General features: G+C 68.4%; 12 protein-coding genes. 7 read left to right on the forward strand and 5 right to left on the reverse strand.

All coding sequences use genetic code 11. The annotated features are described in order from the left end of the window. The first annotated feature begins 19 nt into the window (after window positions 1-19). The 4 genes from ACZ6YV_RS22645 (at window position 20) to ACZ6YV_RS22660 (ending at window position 6,029) form a co-directional block, all read left to right on the forward strand. Window positions 20-673, forward strand: a complete 654-nt coding sequence (locus ACZ6YV_RS22645; RefSeq protein ID WP_465511508.1) for a TetR/AcrR family transcriptional regulator — start codon at window positions 20-22, stop codon at window positions 671-673. A gap of 31 nt (window positions 674-704) precedes the next feature. After that, a complete protein-coding gene (locus ACZ6YV_RS22650; protein ID WP_465511509.1) occupies window positions 705-2,438 on the forward strand; it encodes an ABC transporter ATP-binding protein in 1,734 nt (577 codons plus the stop codon). After that, entirely contained in the window at window positions 2,438-4,462 is a 2,025-nt protein-coding gene (locus tag ACZ6YV_RS22655; protein WP_465511510.1) for an ABC transporter ATP-binding protein, read from the forward strand. Before ACZ6YV_RS22650 ends, ACZ6YV_RS22655 begins: the two co-directional genes overlap by 1 nt. 127 nt (window positions 4,463-4,589) lie before the next feature. Next, window positions 4,590-6,029 carry a DNA polymerase ligase N-terminal domain-containing protein gene (locus ACZ6YV_RS22660; protein ID WP_465511511.1) on the forward strand — a complete coding sequence of 480 codons (1,440 nt, stop codon included), beginning with the start codon at window positions 4,590-4,592 and terminating at the stop codon, window positions 6,027-6,029. Between the two features lie 4 nt (window positions 6,030-6,033). Here ACZ6YV_RS22660 and ACZ6YV_RS22665 read toward each other — a convergent pair whose 3' ends face one another. The 3 genes from ACZ6YV_RS22665 to ACZ6YV_RS22675 form a co-directional block, all read right to left on the reverse strand. Continuing rightward, complete coding sequence (locus ACZ6YV_RS22665; protein ID WP_465511512.1) at window positions 6,034-6,387, reverse strand: STAS domain-containing protein; 354 nt, start codon at window positions 6,385-6,387, stop codon at window positions 6,034-6,036. 75 nt (window positions 6,388-6,462) lie between these two features. Continuing rightward, complete coding sequence (locus ACZ6YV_RS22670; RefSeq protein WP_465511513.1) at window positions 6,463-7,971, reverse strand: CYTH and CHAD domain-containing protein; 1,509 nt, start codon at window positions 7,969-7,971, stop codon at window positions 6,463-6,465. A gap of 70 nt (window positions 7,972-8,041) precedes the next feature. Next, on the reverse strand, window positions 8,042-8,899 hold the full coding sequence (locus tag ACZ6YV_RS22675; RefSeq protein ID WP_465511514.1) for a helix-turn-helix domain-containing protein: 858 nt from the start codon (window positions 8,897-8,899) through the stop codon (window positions 8,042-8,044). A gap of 593 nt (window positions 8,900-9,492) precedes the next feature. Here ACZ6YV_RS22675 and ACZ6YV_RS22680 point away from each other — a divergent pair. Then, window positions 9,493-10,611, forward strand: coding sequence for an erythromycin esterase family protein (locus ACZ6YV_RS22680; RefSeq protein ID WP_465511515.1), 1,119 nt, complete (start codon window positions 9,493-9,495; stop codon window positions 10,609-10,611). Between the two features lie 172 nt (window positions 10,612-10,783). On the opposite strand, the gene ACZ6YV_RS22685 is transcribed toward ACZ6YV_RS22680, so the two are convergent. Continuing rightward, complete coding sequence (locus ACZ6YV_RS22685) at window positions 10,784-13,750, reverse strand: AfsR/SARP family transcriptional regulator (protein WP_465511516.1); 2,967 nt, start codon at window positions 13,748-13,750, stop codon at window positions 10,784-10,786. Between the two features lie 87 nt (window positions 13,751-13,837). After that, on the reverse strand, window positions 13,838-14,548 hold the full coding sequence (locus tag ACZ6YV_RS22690; protein ID WP_378239283.1) for a DJ-1/PfpI family protein: 711 nt from the start codon (window positions 14,546-14,548) through the stop codon (window positions 13,838-13,840). A 98-nt stretch (window positions 14,549-14,646) separates the two neighbouring features. Between ACZ6YV_RS22690 and ACZ6YV_RS22695 the strand changes: the two genes are divergently transcribed. Together ACZ6YV_RS22695 and ACZ6YV_RS22700 are read left to right on the forward strand one after the other, a co-directional pair. Next, window positions 14,647-15,624: a GlxA family transcriptional regulator gene (locus ACZ6YV_RS22695; RefSeq protein WP_465511517.1), complete on the forward strand. Its 978-nt coding sequence runs from the start codon at window positions 14,647-14,649 to the stop codon at window positions 15,622-15,624. 41 nt (window positions 15,625-15,665) lie between these two features. Beyond that, window positions 15,666-17,096, forward strand: a complete 1,431-nt coding sequence (locus ACZ6YV_RS22700) for a YibE/F family protein (protein ID WP_465511518.1) — start codon at window positions 15,666-15,668, stop codon at window positions 17,094-17,096. Window positions 17,097-17,159 lie beyond the last annotated feature (63 nt).

A 17,159-nucleotide genomic window follows, 5' to 3' on the forward strand; every position in this document is an offset into this window, starting at 1 on the left:
TTTTGCCTACTCTGTCGGGGTGACCCTCGACCCGACCGTTCCTCTCGGACTGCGCGAACGCAAGAAACGCGCGGCCCGTCGCGCCATGAGCGAGGCAGCGCTCAGACTCGCCGTCGAGAAGGGCGTCGAACAGGTTCGCGTCGAAGACATCTCCAACGCCGTCGGAGTCTCCCCGCGCACGTTCAACAACTACTTCTCCAGCAAGGAGGAGGCGATCTGCTCGTTCATCGTCGAACGGCAGGAACTCCTGCGGGAGGCGCTCCGTGACCGGCCCGCCGAAGAGACGCTGTGGAAGGCGGTCAGCGCCGCGACGCTGGAGGCCTACAGCAGCTTGGGAGAACCGAACCGCGACTCCGTGACGCTGGCACGGTCACTGCTCCTGCACCCGTCGATGCAGGGCGAGTTCCTCAAGGCGCACGCCAAGGTCGAGCAGGTCTTGGCCGACGCCATTCTGGAACGCGCGGGCGCGGGCGCGGAAAACGCGTTGAACGCGCGGCTGATGGCGGCGATCGTGGAGTCCGCGGTGAAGACGGCGTTCTTCAGCTGGCTGATCCACGAGGGAGCCGGGCCCTTCCTGGAGACACTCGCGGTGCTCCTGCACGAAGCCTCCGCGGGCATCCCCTCGCTCACCGGATCCGGACCCGAACCGGTGAAAAAACAGAAGAAGCAGTAACACCCTACCCACCACTGGGGGAGAAACCGTTGTGCTGACAAAGCTGTTGCGCATTCACCTGCGCCCCTACCGGCGAGACCTGTGGCTGATCGTGCTGCTGCAGTTCGTCCAGACCCTCGCCGGGCTCTACCTGCCCACGCTGAACGCCGACATCATCGATCACGGCGTGGTCAAGGGCGACATGGACTACATCCTCGGTGTCGGCGGCGTCATGCTGCTGGTGTCGCTGGTGCAGATCGCCTGCTCGATCGGCGCCGTCTACTTCGGCGCCCGCACCGCGATGGCTGTCGGCCGCGACGTCCGCGGCGCGATCTTCCACCGGGTGCAGGACTTCTCCGCCCGCGAGGTCGGCCAGTTCGGCACGCCGTCGCTGATCACCCGCACCACCAACGACGTCCAGCAGGTGCAGATGCTGACGTTGATGGCGTTCACCCTGATGGTGTCCGCGCCGATCATGTGCTTCGGCGGCATCATCATGGCGCTGAACCAGGACGTCACGCTCTCGTGGCTGCTCGTGGTCGTGGTGCCGATCCTCGGCGTCTCGGTCGGGATCATCATCGCGAAGATGCGGCCGGCGTTCCGGCTGATGCAGGAGCGGATCGACAAGATCAACCAGATCCTGCGCGAGCAGATCATGGGCATCCGCGTGATCCGGGCGTTCGTCAAGGACACTCACGAGCGGCGGCGGTTCACCAAGGCCAACACCGAGCTGCTGGACGTCTCGCTGATCGTCGGCAGGCTCATGGCGCTGATGTTCCCCATCGTCATGCTCGTGATGAACGCCTCCAGCGTCGCCGTGCTGTGGTTCGGCGGGCTGCGCATCGACGACGGCAGCATGCAGATCGGCGCGCTCACCGCGTTCCTGTCCTATCTGATGCAGATCCTGATGGCGGTCATGATGGCCACCTTCATGTTCATGATGGTGCCGCGAGCCGAGGTCAGCGCCGAGCGCATCACCGAGGTGCTCGACACGCACACCAGCGTCGTCCTCCCGCCGAACCCCGTCAGCCCCGGTGAAGTGCACGGACGGCTCGAACTGTCCGATGTGGAGTTCCGCTACCCCGGTGCGGAGAAGCCGGTGCTGCAGGAGATCTCGCTGCTGGCCATGCCCGGTGAGACGACCGCCGTCATCGGCAGCACGGGCAGCGGGAAGACCACGCTGCTGAACCTGATCCCCCGGCTGATGGACGCCACCGACGGCTCGGTGCGCGTCGACGACGTCGACGTCCGGGAACTGCATCCGACAGTGCTGTCCGACGCCGTCGGGCTGGTGCCGCAGAAGCCGTACCTGTTCGCAGGGACGGTGGCGAGCAACCTTCGCTACGGCAAGGCCGACGCCACCGACGAGGAACTGTGGCACGCGCTGGAGGTGGCACAGGGCAAGGACTTCGTCGAGCGGATGCCCGAGGGGCTGGACTCCCCCATCGCCCAGGGCGGGACCAACGTCTCGGGCGGGCAGCGGCAGCGGCTCGCGATCGCGCGGATGCTGGTGCGGCGCCCCGAGATCTACCTCTTCGACGACTCCTTTTCCGCGCTCGACTACGCGACCGACGCCGCGCTGCGGCGGGCGCTGGTGGCCGAGACCGCCGAGGCGACTGTGGTCATCGTCGCGCAGCGGGTCAGCACGATCCGCCACGCCGACCGCATCATCGTGCTCGACGAAGGCCGCGTCGTCGGCAACGGAACGCACACCGAACTCATGGACGGCAACGAAACCTATCGGGAGATCGTGCTGTCCCAGCTGACCGAGCAGGAGGCCGCCTGATGAGCGCGCCCGAATCCACGGCGGACACTTCGACCGCCCCGGCCAAACCGGCGGGTGAGCGCGCGAGCGCGGCACGCGGGCCCGGTCCCGGCGGAGGCGGTTTCGGCCGCGGCCCCGGCGCCTTCATGGGCGGACAGCCCGCCGAGAAGGCCTTGGACTTCAAGGGATCACTGAAACGCCTGCTGCGCCTGCTGCAGCCGCAGCGCGCCATGCTGTACGGCATCCTGCTCTTCGGCGTCGCCAGCGTCACGCTGAGTGTCGTCGGCCCGAAGATCCTCGGCATGGCGACGGACCTCATCTTCGCGGGCGTCGTCGCGAAGGACATGCCCCAGGGGGTGAGCAAGGACGCGGTCATCGCCGGGCTGCGGGCGGAAGGCAACACCACGCTCGCCGACCTGTACTCGGGGATCGACTTCGTACCCGGCCAGCGGATCGACATCGACGCCGTCGGCCAGGTCCTGATGTGGGTGCTGCTGCTCTACATCGTGGCGTCGTTCTTCGCGCTCCTGCAGTCGCGGCTGACCACGAACCTGGTCCAGCGGGCGGTCTTCGAACTGCGGGAACAGATCGAGGCGAAGTTCGCCAAGCTCCCGCTGAGCTACTTCGACCGCCAGCCGCGCGGTGAGGTGCTGAGCCGGGCGACCAACGACATCGACAACCTCGCGCTGTCCCTGCAGCAGACCCTCGCGCAGATCGTGTCGTCGCTACTGATGGTCATCGGCGTGCTCGTGATGATGTTCGTCATCTCGCCGGTACTCGCGCTGGTCGCACTGCTTTCGGTGCCTGCTTCGGTGTTCGTCGCGGCCAAGATCGGCAAGAAGGCGCAGCCGCAGTTCATCAAGCAGTGGTCCACCACCGGGCGGCTCAACGCACACATCGAGGAGATGTACACCGGGCACTCGCTGGTCAAGGTGTTCGGCCGCCGGGAGGAGGCCGAAGAGGTCTTCCGCGAGCACAACGACACGCTCTACGGCGCGAGCTTCAAGGCGCAGTTCATCTCGGGCACCATCCAGCCCGCGATGATGTTCATCGGCAACCTGAGCTACGTGCTGGTGGCCGTGATCGGCGCACTGCGGGTGGCGTCCGGGACACTGTCGCTCGGTGACGTCCAGGCGTTCATCCAGTACTCGCGGCAGTTCAGCCAGCCGGTCACGCAGATCGCCAGCATGGCGAACCTGCTGCAGTCCGGCATCGCGTCCGCCGAGCGGGTCTTCGCGCTGCTCGACGCCGACGAGCAGGAGCCCGAGCCCGCCGAAGCCGCGCGGGTGGAGAAGGTGCGCGGCCAGGTCGAGTTCGAGCACGTGTCCTTCCGGTACGCCGCGGACACACCGCTCATCGAAGACCTGTCGCTCACCGTCGAGCCTGGGCACACCGTGGCGATCGTCGGCCCGACCGGCGCGGGGAAGACCACGCTGGTCAACCTGCTCATGCGGTTCTACGAACTCGACGGTGGCCGGATCACCCTCGACGGTGTCGACATCGCCGAGATGGACCGCGAGGACCTGCGGTCCAAGACCGGCATGGTGCTGCAGGACGCGTGGCTGTTCGGCGGCACGATCGCGGAGAACATCGCCTACGGTTCCGAGGACGCCACGCACGAGGAGGTCCTCGCGGCGGCCAAGGCGACCCACGTCGACCGGTTCGTCCGCACCCTGCCCGACGGCTACGACACGGTGATCGACGACGAGGGCGGCACGGTCAGCGCCGGCGAGAAACAGCTGATCACCGTCGCGAGGGCGTTCCTGGCGAAGCCCGCGATCCTCATCCTCGACGAGGCGACCAGTTCGGTCGACACCCGGACCGAGGTGCTGATCCAGCGAGCGATGAATTCGCTGCGCGAAGGGCGGACGAGTTTCGTCATCGCGCACCGGCTCTCCACCATCCGGGACGCGGACGTCATCCTCGTGATGGAGAACGGTGCGATCGTCGAGCAGGGCGATCACGAAACGCTGCTGCTCACCGGAGGGGCGTACTCACGGCTCTACGCCGCGCAGTTCGCGGAGGCACTGGCCGAAACCGACTGAACCACGCCGGAACGAAAGCCCCTTTTCCCGCCTTCGCAGCGGGAAAAGGGGCTTTCATCACCCGTACGGACCGTGAACGGCGCTAGGCTTGCGTGACCGGATCCGGAGAGGGGTGCGCTGGCCGACCATGGCGGAGAGACTCGGCGAATACCGCCGTAAGCGCAGACCGGGGCGGACTCCCGAACCCCTTCCGGATCGCGATGGGGAGACCGGGGCCGACGACCTCTTCGTCATCCAGGAACACCATGCCGGCAGTCTGCACTGGGACGTCCGCCTCGAACGGGACGGTGTGCTGGTCTCCTGGGCGGTGCCGAAGGGCCTGCCGATGTCACCGGACCTCGAACGCCTCGCCGTGCACACCGAAGACCATCCGATGGAATACCTCACCTTCGAAGGCGAAATACCCGCCGGCGAATACGGCGGCGGCACCATGACGATCTGGGACACTGGCCGGTACGAAACGCTGCACTTCAACAACCACAAGGTCGAAGTCGTCTTCCACGGGAAACGGGCACGCGGGAAATACCTGTTCCTCAATGTGAAGAAGGACGGGAACGATCGCGGCTGGCTGCTCAAACGGCTCGACCCGGCGGAACCGGGCCGCGCGGAACTCCCCCCGTTCCTCGCCCCGATGCTGACCAAACCGGGGCGGCTCCCCTCGACCGGCGAAGACGCGGAGTGGGCCTACGAGTTCGATTGGTCAGGGCGCCGCACGTTGATCCGCGTCTCCGGGGGCAGGATCACCGCCTACGACGATTCGGGCGACGACGTCACCGGGCTGTACCCCGAATTCCGCGGGCTGGGCGAGCAGCTCGGTGCCGCCGAAGCCTTTCTCGACGGGGAAATCGTCGTCTTCGACGGCGGGAAGCCGAGTCCGGAAGGGCTCGGGCACCGCGCACGGGCGACGAAGAACTCCGCGAAACGGCTCACCGCGCGCTATCCGGCGTTCTACCTGGTGAACGACCTCCTGCACCTGGACGGCCGTTCTTGCGCCGAGTTGCCTTACGTCGAACGTCGGGAACTCCTCGACGGGCTCGGCCTCGCCGGACCGCACTGGCAGGTCCCCCGGTTCTACCTCGGGGACGGTGGCGCTGTCGCCAGGGCGGCGCGCGAGCACGGGCTCGCCGGTATCGTCGCCAAACGGGCGAACTCCGCTTACCACCCGGGAAAACGTACCGGGGAATGGCTTTCCATCACCGGGACCAGGGTCCAGCAGGTGGTACTGGGCGGCTGGCGGCCGGGCGGGGGCAGCCGGGCGGGCACGTTCAGTTCGCTGCTGCTCGGTGTCCCGCACGAAGACGGCTTGCGGTACATCGGAAACGTCGGCGTCGGCTTCGCCGCCGAAGAGCTGGAGGAACTGTCCCAGCGGCTGTTCCGCTTGGAGCGCAAGACATCCCCGTTCAGGTCCGTCCCGGACAAACAGGCGCGGGACGCGCACTGGTCACGGCCGACCATCGTCGGCGAGGTCGTCTTCGGCGGCTGGACCGACGCGGGCTGCCTGCGCAATCCGCGCTGGCGCGGCCTGCTGCCGGACGTCGCCGCGGACGAGGTCGAACTCGACGATTAGCGCCCTAGAGTCGCACGTCCTCGACGTCCCGCCGGACGTCGAGGTCGGCTCCGACCCCGCTGATGTCCAGAATCCGTGACACCAGCGCGGTTTTCACGATCACCGAGAACCGGGGCGACGCGGCGTTGGCCTCCTCGAGGGCGTGCAATCCGGCGCAACTGAGGAAACCAACGCCGGAAAGGTCCAGGATCACCTGATTTCCCGTGCCGCAGGCACCGGTGAGCTCGGTGCGGAACCGTCCGATCGTGGCCGCGTCGATCTCCCCCACGGCGGTGAGGATGAGGACGCCGTCGTCACGGCGGCTGGTGGTCACGGCCAGGGGCGGCGATTCGCCGGGTACGCGCTGGCCAGGCAACATTGGGGGCGCCTCTCTCCAGACCACCAAGTCCCCACGACGGTACTCACGACGGGCGAGAGGTCAACCCGGGCTACCTCATTTGAGCCATTTCGGTCGAGAACCTTTACTCAGCTCTTGCCATTCTCCTGCGAAGCGCCGGTGCGCGGCCTCAGCCGCGGCGACGGATCGACCGTGCAGAAGGCCGTAGGTGAAAGCGTTTTCGCTCTCGGCGTAGGCGCGGAGACCGAGAAGCCGCAAGACCTCCCGGGTGACCACGACGTCGTGATGCGTGCCGAGCGTGGTTTGCACCGCCTTGACGTTCTTTCGCCATTTTCGAAGCTTCTTGCCTGTCACCGGCCGGACCGTGTCCGCGGCGTACCGGGCACGCTTGGCCTTCTTGCGCACCTCGTGCAACGCGGCGTCCTGCTCCGCACTGGGCTTAAGCTCGCTCGCCGCGGCGACTGCAGCGCGCAACTTCCGATCCGAACGCGCGACCGCCTTCCGCAGCTCCTCCTTGCCGTCCTTGATCTTCCTCGGCTTGCGGACGATCTTCTCCAGTGATCGCAACAGATCCGTGTACCGCTTGCTGTCGAGCGCCCGGAGGGCCCGCTCCTTGGCCTCTTCGGCCTCGCGCGCGAAGTGCCTCGTCATCAGCTGCTCGACGTTGCCCAGCACCAGTTCGGCCGGAAGCGCCTTGACCTCGGCGTGCAGCCGTGCGGCCATCACCTCGTTGTCTCTCGCCGGCCCGAGTTCACCACCGAGCCAGCGGAGTTCGGCGGCGAGCCCGTTCGCGACGTCGGCGTCAAGGGAGCGACGGAAGGTTTTCAAGCCGCTCCGCAGGCGCCTGCTCGCGACCCGCATCTGGTGCACCGCGTCTTCGGTATCCCGGCGGACCCCGATGTCGTTGCGGCGCAGCACGTCCAGCTGCGTGGCGAAGTAGTCCGCCAGTACCGAGCCGGATGCTCCCCCTGCCGACGGGACGAGTTCGTCGGTCAGCCGCCGGAGCTTCGACGGCCACCTCGACCGCTCCGCGCCCGCCTTCACGACGGCCTGATCCAGGCTGTCGAGCACCTCGGGATCGGTGCCGGGCGAGAGTTCGATCTCGATCTCCCGCCAGCGGTCGAGGTGCGCCTTCTCCCCGCCCGCCTCGCCCGTGACGACGTCGTCGGTGAGGGTCGCGACCTCGCGACCCTTCGCGTCGAGCAGGGCATACGACGTGCGCTCGGTGCGCAGATGCGCGGCCTGGACGAGTTTGGCGCCGAGGGTGTGCGCTCGGACCAGTTTCGCCAGTACCCCGGGCACCTTGTCCGGCTTGCCCGACAGCGGGAGCCGGAGTTCCTCGCGTTTGTCCGCGCTGACAGGGAGTTTGAGATGCCAGCCCTCGTCGCTTCCGCCGAGCCTCCGCCGCAGCGTGATACCCGCCTGCGCGAGCCGGAAGTCGGCGGTGTCGAAGTACGTGGCGTCGAGGACGTCGACCCTCGGTTCGGCCTGGTTCGTCACGGGACCGGCCGGGACCAACGGCGGGATGGGCTTGTCCGCCGCCAGGTCGTACTTCCGCTCGATCTCCGCCTCGACGACCGGGGCTCCGCCATGCGTCTTCGTCACCACGTTCTCCTTCTCCTCGACTACCCGGAACGATTACCCCAGGAAGAGCCTGCGGGAAACCCCGATCGGGTCACTCCTCCATCCGGTCGTACCGGTCCGCCCACTCGGCGAGCATTTGACGCGATCTCTCCTCGGTCAGGATATCGCTTTCCAGTCGTGAGACAAGCGAGTAATACGCCTCGACCGCCACTCGATCATCGATGAACACTCCCGCCGCATAGGAATCCGTGTACACCACCGCCGGATGCTCCGCGAATTCCATGATGGTGAACGAATTTTCGATTGTCCTGCTCACTTCGTTGCTTTCGGGGACGACACGGATCGAGCAATAGGGCAGGTTCGCGGACAGGACGAGGTGGAGCAGTTGTTCGTGCATGATCCGGGGACCGCCGACGACCGAGCGGAGCGCGCGCTCGTGGACGTAGAACCGGCACTGCGGCGGACGGTCCCGCCGCAGCAGCTGCTGCCTGTCCATCCGGGCGTTCACGACCTGGTCCAGCTGAGCCTGATCCCGGTTGCCGATCAGTTCGTAGGCGGTGCGGGCGTACGGTTCGGTCTGCAGCAGCCCGGGGAGCGTCAACGACTCGTAGCGCACCACGGTGTGCGCGAGATCCTCTTGGATGGACAGGGATTTCATCGGATCGACGAGTTCGTCGAAGTACGGCCGCACCCAGTACAGGTCGCTGCCCGCCTGCGTCAGTTCCAGCAGCAGGTCACGCTCGGGCTCCACTTCGCCGCAGGTCGCGAGGTACAGCGCCGCGTCCACCACGGACAGTTCGCGCAGCCCTTGCTCCCACCTCGTGACCTTGCTCTGCAACCAGCCGTTACGGCGGCTGACGTCGGCTCCGCTGAAGTGCCTGCGCTGCCGGAACGCCTTCATGCGGTGGCCCAGTTCCCGGGTCCGCGCCGTCGAATCCTTCTCAACCATGCGGGACAAAGTAGAGCGGAACTCCGGCCGCGCGGTGATTGCCACGCGGTAATTCACCTCAACTGCTGATAACTTGCGGTCCCGCATTTCCGCGAAGGCCTGCTTCGCGAGCGAAGCACCTTCGCTCGCGAAAGGTTCTTTAAGCTTTATAGCGGAAGAATGGAATGGGGTCGAGTTATTCGAAAGTGGACTTGTTGCGGGGCCGCGAGCTTCGCGCGGCTCGCAAGTGACGTTCCGGCGGAGCGTCGATGGCGCCCGACTGGATGCGGTCCGTGAAGGCCGCCTTGCGCACTGAAGGCCCCCTTCACGTACTTGAGGTCGAGTTTCCTCGGCTGAGCCGAGGGAAGGGGTCCTTCACGCGCGCCCGCTGTGGCTGCTGGTGCGCGTGGGGCGCGAACGTGGCGATCGGCAAGTCCGTGAAGGCCGTGGCCAGAAATCCAGTAGGTACCTAAGACACTGTTGGCTCTAATCCGAATCGCCACTCACGACCAGCCCGACCCACACCTAACCACCGGTTTTAAACTCAACTGCACCCCACCTGCACAACTGGAACCAAAGTCTCAATCGAAGCATCAACGATATGCTTGAACCTCATGAGTCAAGACATCCGAGACTTCGTCACCCCCTCCTGCGACCTGCTCGCCCTGGGCGAGCCGACGCACGCGACCCCGGTCTTCGCGGAGGTCCGCAACGCACTGTTCGCCCAGCTGGTCGACCGCGGCTTCCGCTCGATCGCCCTCGAAACCGATCGCGTGGCAGCGCTCGTCGCGAACGACTACGTCCAGGACGGGACCGGAAGCCTCGACCTCGCGATGAGCGAAGGCTTCACACACGTCTTCGGCACCGTGGACGCCAACCGGCAGCTGATCGCGTGGCTGCGCGAGTTCAACGACGATCGCCCTCCCGCGGAACGGCTTTCGTTCCACGGCTTCGACACCCAGACCGAGAACACCTCCGCGCCCAGCCCTCGGCGCTACCTCGAGTACGCCCGCGATTTCCTGGGACTCGACGTGGACATCGCGACCACGGCCGGTGACGACGAACGCTGGAGCCGCACCGAAGCCGTCATGGACGCGGCTTCGTCGATCGGTGCCACGGCCGAGGCCTACCGGCTGCGCGCGATAGCGGCCGACCTGCTCGCCACGCTCCGCTCGCGGAAGCCGGAACCGGTCACAGACGCCTGGTCACGAGCGGAGATCAACCTCATGGCGGGGATCGACCTGCTGCGCTACCACCGGCAATGCGCCGAACCGCTCGAGCCGAGCGAGCGGTACTTGCCGCTCGTCGCGATCAGGGACGCGATCATGGCGCGGAATCTGCTGGACATCCGCGCCGCCGAAGCCGATCGGGGCAGGACGCTGGTCTTCGCCCACAACCTCCATCTGCGCCGCCAGGCGAGCACGATGCACGTGGCCGGGACGGAGACCACCTGGTTCCCGGCTGGCGCGCTGGTGGCTCCGCTGCTCGGGGATCGCTACACCTTCGTCGCGACCAGCCTCGGCCGAAGCAAGGCCATAGCGCTCGAAGAGCCCGAGCCCGACACCTACGAGGGGTTCCTGCAGAAGCACGTCACCACGGACTGGGGCCTGCTCCCCGCTTCGGACGTCCCGCCTGCCCGCGTCCGGACCGACCCCGTTCCGCGACAGGGCTACTTCCCGCTCGACCAAGGGATCCTCGGCGAGGCGGACGCGCTGCTGCACGTCCGCGGCTAGCGTCGAACCGGGTGACGCCTCCTGCCCTCGGAAGGCGTCACCCGGCCACGAGTACGCGCCGCCACCCCCAGTTCCGCGATTTCGGGGCGGCGCGAAGTCCGCTCACTTGAGCGACTCAACACGCCGTCGCCATAACTTCGCCAAACGCAGCGGCCGGTGGCGCCTCGCCGGGCTATGCCGGAGTCACTCCGAAGCGGATCTTCGTCAAGGCTTCACGAGCCCGGTCGCGCTGGCGTCCGCCACTGTCGACGGCGGAGAGGTCCTGGAGCGCGCGCAGTTCCCACATCGGGAATCCCAGTTCCCGGAACAGGCCCGCCGCGGTTCGGAGACCTTCGGCGGCTTCGGTCGCAACGCCTTCGGCCGCCCGTAGACGCCCGAAGCTGAGCAGGGCATATCCGCCGCCCCGGCGGTCGCCGAGCTCGCGGAACGTGCTCATCGCGAGCGCCAGGTGTTCCCCGGCCCGGACGTGCTCGCCCGCGAGGCGCAGGGACTCACCGAAGCTCCGATGCGTGTACGCGGCGGCGTGCCGGTGTCCGACGTGTTCGAACAATTCCAGCGAGCGCGAAAGACAGCGTTCGCTCTCCCCCGCGTCGCCGGTTTTCGCGTGAAGATCGCCGAGGCTGCGGAGGACGTGCGCCTCCCAGTGGCGTTCACGCGAGGTCCGGGTGCCGGTCAACGCGCTCGTCAGCAGCTCACCGGCCTCGTCCAGGCGGCCGTTTCGCCGCAGGACATCGGCGTACCGCTTGGCGGACCTGTCGTGCTGCTGCCCGTCCTCGCAGTGAAGCGAGAGCAGGAGACTTGCGTCGAAGCATTCCTTCGCCCGCCGGAAATCGCCGAGATCGTCCCAGAGCGAGCCGAACTGGGCCGACGCCATCGCCTGCCCGGTGAGGTCACCGCTGTCCCGCAACAGGTCCAGCGCCTCCCGCAGCGCGTCGACCGCCGAGTGGGTCCGGCCGGAGTCCGCGTCGACGTCGGCGAGCGCGACGAGCGCGGACCCGGTGCCCCGCCGGTCGCCCGAGGTACGGAATCGGGCCTCGGCGAGCGAGAAACACGTCCTCGCCCGCGCCAGATCCCCCGCGTTGGCATGCGAATGGCCGAGCTTCAGCAGTTTCTCCGCCTCCGCCGGGAGGTCGAGGCGATCGCGCACGATGCCGAACCCGAGCCAGGCAGGCGAGCCGCCGTTCCGGGGGCCGACGAGGTCGCTGTAGGCGTCGGCCAGCCGCGCGGTCAGCTGAGTCCAGCCGTAGCTCTTCGCGGTCCGGACTGCGAGCGCGAGGTTCGCGGTCTCGGCAGCGCGCCAGCCGCTCGGATCGGCCGCGACGCGGTCCGAAGCCGCCGCGGGGACGTCCGAACGGCGAGGCGGCGGGTACTCGACGTCGAGCGCGGCGACGGCGTACTCGGCCAAACCCGCCATGACCGTCAGCGCGCGCCTGAGAGCGCCGGGGTCCGGCGGTTCCCGAAGCGCGAGCCGGACCAGGCCGGGCAGCCGGTACCGGAGGAAACCGGCCTGATCCGGCTCGGCGTGAAGCAGATGATCGTCCACCAGTTCGTCGAGCAGTTCGGCCGCCTCGCGGGACGAACAGCCCAGCAAGGCCGTAGCGAACCAGTCGGCGACCTGGGTCGAGCCGGGGAAAGTAAGCAACCGCAAGGAGTTCCGCTGCCGCAGCGAAAGCGCGGTGATGACTTCGGCGAGCACGGGGCGGACGGCCAGGTCACCGGCGGCGAGTTCGTCGAGGCGCAGGCGCTCGCTCTCCAGGCGCGCCGCGAATTCGGCGACGCTCAGTCTCGGCCGCTGCAGCAGCTTCATCCCCGCCACCCGCACCGCCAGCGCGAGCCCGTCGCAGCAGGCCAGCACCCGGCGGACGGCGTCGGGTTCGGCGGACAGCCGGTGCTCCCCCGCGATCGCGCCGAGCAGGATCCGCGATTCCCCGGAGGACAGCGCGCCGACCTCGACCGGCCTGGCCCCGACGAGCCCGGCCAGCCGTCGCCGCGTCGTGACGATCGTCCCGCAGCCGGGACCGCTCGGCAGCAACGGCCGCACCTCGGCCTCGGACCGGGCGTTCTCGAGGATCACCAGGAGCCGCCGGTCCGCGGTATGGCTCTGCCACAACGAGATCAGCCCGGCGCGGTCGGCGGGGAGTTCCGCTTCCGCGAGGCCGAGTGTGCGGAGGAACCCGGCGAGCACGTCACCGGTCTCCCGCAGATCGGCGACGAGCTGACCGTCCGGGAACCGCTTGCGCATCCGCCAAGCGGCCTGGACGGACAGCGCGCTCTTCCCCGCGCCCGCCGCGCCGTGCAGCACGACCGGCGCGGGGGTTCGCAGCGCGCGGCCGACTTCCGCGAGTTCCCCGGCTCGGCCGGCGAAATCCGGCGTCGCCGGGGGAAGACCGCACGGCGGGCCGCCCACCGACCAGCCGGTGCCGGCGATCCGGCGGTGGACCGCGAGCAGATCTTCGCCCGGCGAGACGCCGGCGTGCTCCCATAGCGCTTGACGGCATCTGTCGAGGACGGCCAGCGCGGCGTCCCGCCGCCCCAGCCCGTGCAACGCCTCGGCGTACCACCCGGCGAAGCGCTCGTCACCCGGCCGGGTGACGAGCTCGGGTGCCAACCGATCGGCGACAGCCTTGTGGTCACCGTCCGCCAGTTCGAGTTCCACCAGCCTGCCCAGTACCGAACACCGCTGTTCTTCGAGCCACAGCCGGTGCGCCTCCACCAGCGGACCGGCCGGGACGTCGGCGAACGCCTTGCCGCGCCACAACCCCAGCGCCCGTTCGAGCAACGCCCTGCGCTCGACACTGTTCGCCGTCGCGGCCGCGGCTGTCAGCCCGGAGAAACCGGTGGCGTCCAGTTCGCCTTCCGACACCGTCAGCCGGTAGCCACCGCCGCCGGACCGCAGCCGCTGCCGGACGTCGTCCACCGGCAGTCCGGGCGACAACGCCTTGCGCAGCTTGGAAACGGCCATCTGCACGACCGCGGCGGCACTCGACGGCGGGTTCTGCGGCCAGAGTTCGTCCACGAGGGTGTCCCGGTGGACGAACTCGTTCGGCCTGGCGAGGAGCACCGCGAGCACCCGACGGGGCTGCGCCGCCGACGGGAGCGGGACCGAGGCCCCGAGCGGGCCGAGCACCTTGAACTCCACGGGCCACCTATCACCTGGACGGATGACCAGAATGTAACCCAGCGCAGTCCCCGTTTCGGCGGTTTCTCACCCGGATGGCCGTCCCTCTCATTTCCCGGTGTGCGCGAGCAGCCGGTCCCTCAGGGCGGGTTCGTCCGCGAGCGCCTCGTTCAGGGTGTGCTCCAGCAACGGCTTGAGGTCCCCATACGGCCGCTTCGACCAGTCCAGCGGGCCGAGCGGCGGCTCCGGGTCGTATTCGATGACGAACTGGATCGTCCGCGCGATCTCGGCACCGACGAGCCGTTCGACCAGATGCAGCGCGAGGTCGATCCCCGCCGACACCCCGGCGGCGGTGATCACGTTCCCGTCCTCGACCCAGCGTTCGGCGACCGGTTCCGCCCCGAACGCGCGCAGGAACTCCCGGAACATCCAGTGCGTCGCTGCCCGGCGGCCCTCCAGCAAGCCGGCCTGCCCCAGCAGCAGCGATCCCGTGCACACCGAGGTCACGAGTTCCGCGCTCTCCCCGGCCTTCCGCAGGTAGCCGATCAGTTTCTCGTCGGCGAGCGCCTTCAGCGTCGGCGCGGCGCCACCGGGTACGAGCAGGGCGTACGGCGACGGGACCTCGTCGTAGGTGTGGGTCGCCACGAGCTTCAGCGGGTTGTCGGTGACGACAGGGTCCTTCGTCTCGCCGACCACGACCGTCCGGTACTCCTGCGCCGTGCTCGCCATGCCGTCCAGCACGGTCAGCGGTCCGACCATGTCGAGCGGGGTCATCCCCGGGTAGACCACGAACGCGATGATCTTCTTGTCGTCTGTCATGGGACAACGGTGTCGCAGCGAAGAGGCCTCGGCGGGCCGGATGTCCGGATTCCTGCGAACTACGTCCGACGGCCGGGCGCTACTGCTAGCGTTCGATCATGCCGGGTTCACCCAGACGAGTGTTGATCGTCGGCTACAGCAATGCCGAGATGCTCGACATCGCCGGCCCGGGGGACGTCCTGGACGCCGCGAGCAAACTCGGCGGCAAGCCGGGTTACGAGATCATGCTCGCCAGCGTCGACGGCCGCGGCATCCGCTGCGAATCCGGGCTGGTTCTCCAAGCGCAATACCGGCTCGACCAGGTGACCGGCGAGCTGGACACACTGATCGTCGCGGGCGGCACCGGGCACGAAGCCGCCGCCGCCGATCCCCGGGTCGTCACCCACGTCCGCAGGCTCGCGCAGCAGAGCCGTCGCGTCGCCTCGGTGTGCACCGGCGCCACCGTGCTCGCCGCGTGCGGGCTGCTCAACGGGCGCCGCGCCACCACCCACTGGCGGTTCGCCAACCGGCTCGCGACGAACTATCCGCAGGTGAACGTGGACCCGGTGCCGCTGTACGTGCGCGACGGCAACGTCTACACGGCGGCGGGTGTCACCAGCGGGATCGACCTCACCCTCGCGTTCGTCGAGGAGGACCACGGTCCGAGCGTCGCCAGGGAGGTCGCCCGCATGCTGGTGACCTACCTGCAGCGGCCGGGCAACCAGGCGCAGGTGAGCATGTTCCTGTCCGGTCCGCCGCCGGAGAACCGGCTGGTCCGCGACATCACCGCGTACGTCGCCGAACACCTGGCGGGTGATCTCGGCACCACTGTCCTCGCCGAGCGGGCGGGCATCAGCACCCGGCAGCTGACCAGGTTGTTCGACGCGCACCTGAGCACCACGCCCAGCAGGTACGTGCGGGCGGCGAGGACCGAGAACGCGGCGAAACTGTTGTGCGGCACCGAACTCCCGCTGACTTCGATCGCGAGGCGATGCGGCTTCGGGTCGACCGAGACCCTTCGCCAAGCGTTCCTCGACCACTTCGACACCCCTCCATCGGCCTACCGCCGGGTCCACCTGAGGCAGGCATTCGGCTAGGCCGTGTGCGGCACCCGTCACGGACTGTGGAGGATGTGCGGGTGAACCGCCGCGACATCTCCGACGACGACACCGGCCCGATTCGCCGGGTAACGGACACCCCGTCCGATCGTTCGCCCGGAACGTCCCGTTCGCCGCGCCGGACCCCGCCGCCGGAAGGTGCGCGACGTCCCCGGCCCCCGGCCCAGCGGCCTCGACCGGCCGAGCCGGGCAAGCGCCGTGCCGCCGAACCGAAGCCGGAACCCGAGCCCGAACCCGTGATCGAACCGGTCGGTCACGGGCACTCGCACGGTCACGGCCCCGCCGCGCCCGCGTCACGCCGGGTCCGGCAGCTGCTGATGTGGCTCCTGATCCCGCTCGCCGTCGCGACCGTCGCCGGCATGATCCTGCTCTACCCGTGGGGCAAGGATCCGGCGAAAAGCGTCTTCCCCCAGGGGACTCCGGTGAGCGCCACGGTCACCGCGACGATCACCGGACCGTGCCTCGCCGAAGGCCAGGTCCAGGTCGGCGAGCCGCCACCGGACGCGAAACCTTGTCTCACCAGCGAAGTGACGATGACCGACGGTCCCGCGACCGGGAAACCGCTGAAGCTGACGCTCCCGATCGAGCCGAGCACGCCGCGGTTCGCAGCGGGCGACAAGGTCGTGCTGTCCTACAACGGCGGCGACGTCGCGAACCCGTCGTCGTTCCAGATCGTCGACTTCCAGCGCGGAACACCGTTGCTGCTGCTCGCCGGGTTGTTCGCGCTCGCGGTGATCGTGCTGGGCCGATGGCAGGGGCTCGCCGCGCTGATCGCGCTCGGGCTGAGTTTCCTGGTGCTGGCGCTGTTCGTGCTGCCGTCGATCCTCGCCGGGGAAAGTCCGCTGCTGGTGTCGATCGCGGGCGCGGGCGCGATCATGTTCGTCGCGCTCTACCTGACCCACGGGCTGTCCGCGAGAACCTCGGTGGCGGTGCTGGGCACCTTGGTGAGCCTGATCCTGATCGGTGTCCTGTCGGCGATCTTCTCGGCCGCGGCGTCGCTGACCGGGCTGGACGACAGCACGTCGCAGCTGATCGGCTCGCTCGGGCACGGGATCGACGCGCGGGGGCTGCTGCTGGCGGGCGTCGTGATCGGCGCGCTCGGTGTGCTGGACGACGTCACGGTGACGCAGACGAGCGCGGTGTGGGAACTGCGGCGGGCGAACCCGTCCCTCGGCTGGCGCGAGCTCTACGGCGCGGGTCTGCGGATCGGGCGGGACCACGTCGGCTCGGCGGTCAACACGCTCGTGATGGCGTACGCGGGGGCGGCGTTGCCGGTGCTGCTGTACACGTCGCTTTCCGGGGTCGGGCTCGGCTCGATCCTCGGCGCGGAGGACATCGCGCAGGAGATCGTGCGGACACTGGCCGGAAGCGTCGGCATCGTCGCGGCGGTCCCGGTCACCACTGTGCTGGCCGCCCTGATCGCCTCGCGGGAGCCTCAAGAGTCCCTGTAGTCACAGGCACCCGGGGGAAGTGTCATGAAGGGGTCGTTCAGGACGAAAAATATCCTGAACGAC

Source organism: Amycolatopsis sp. NPDC102522 (genome assembly GCF_055584485.1).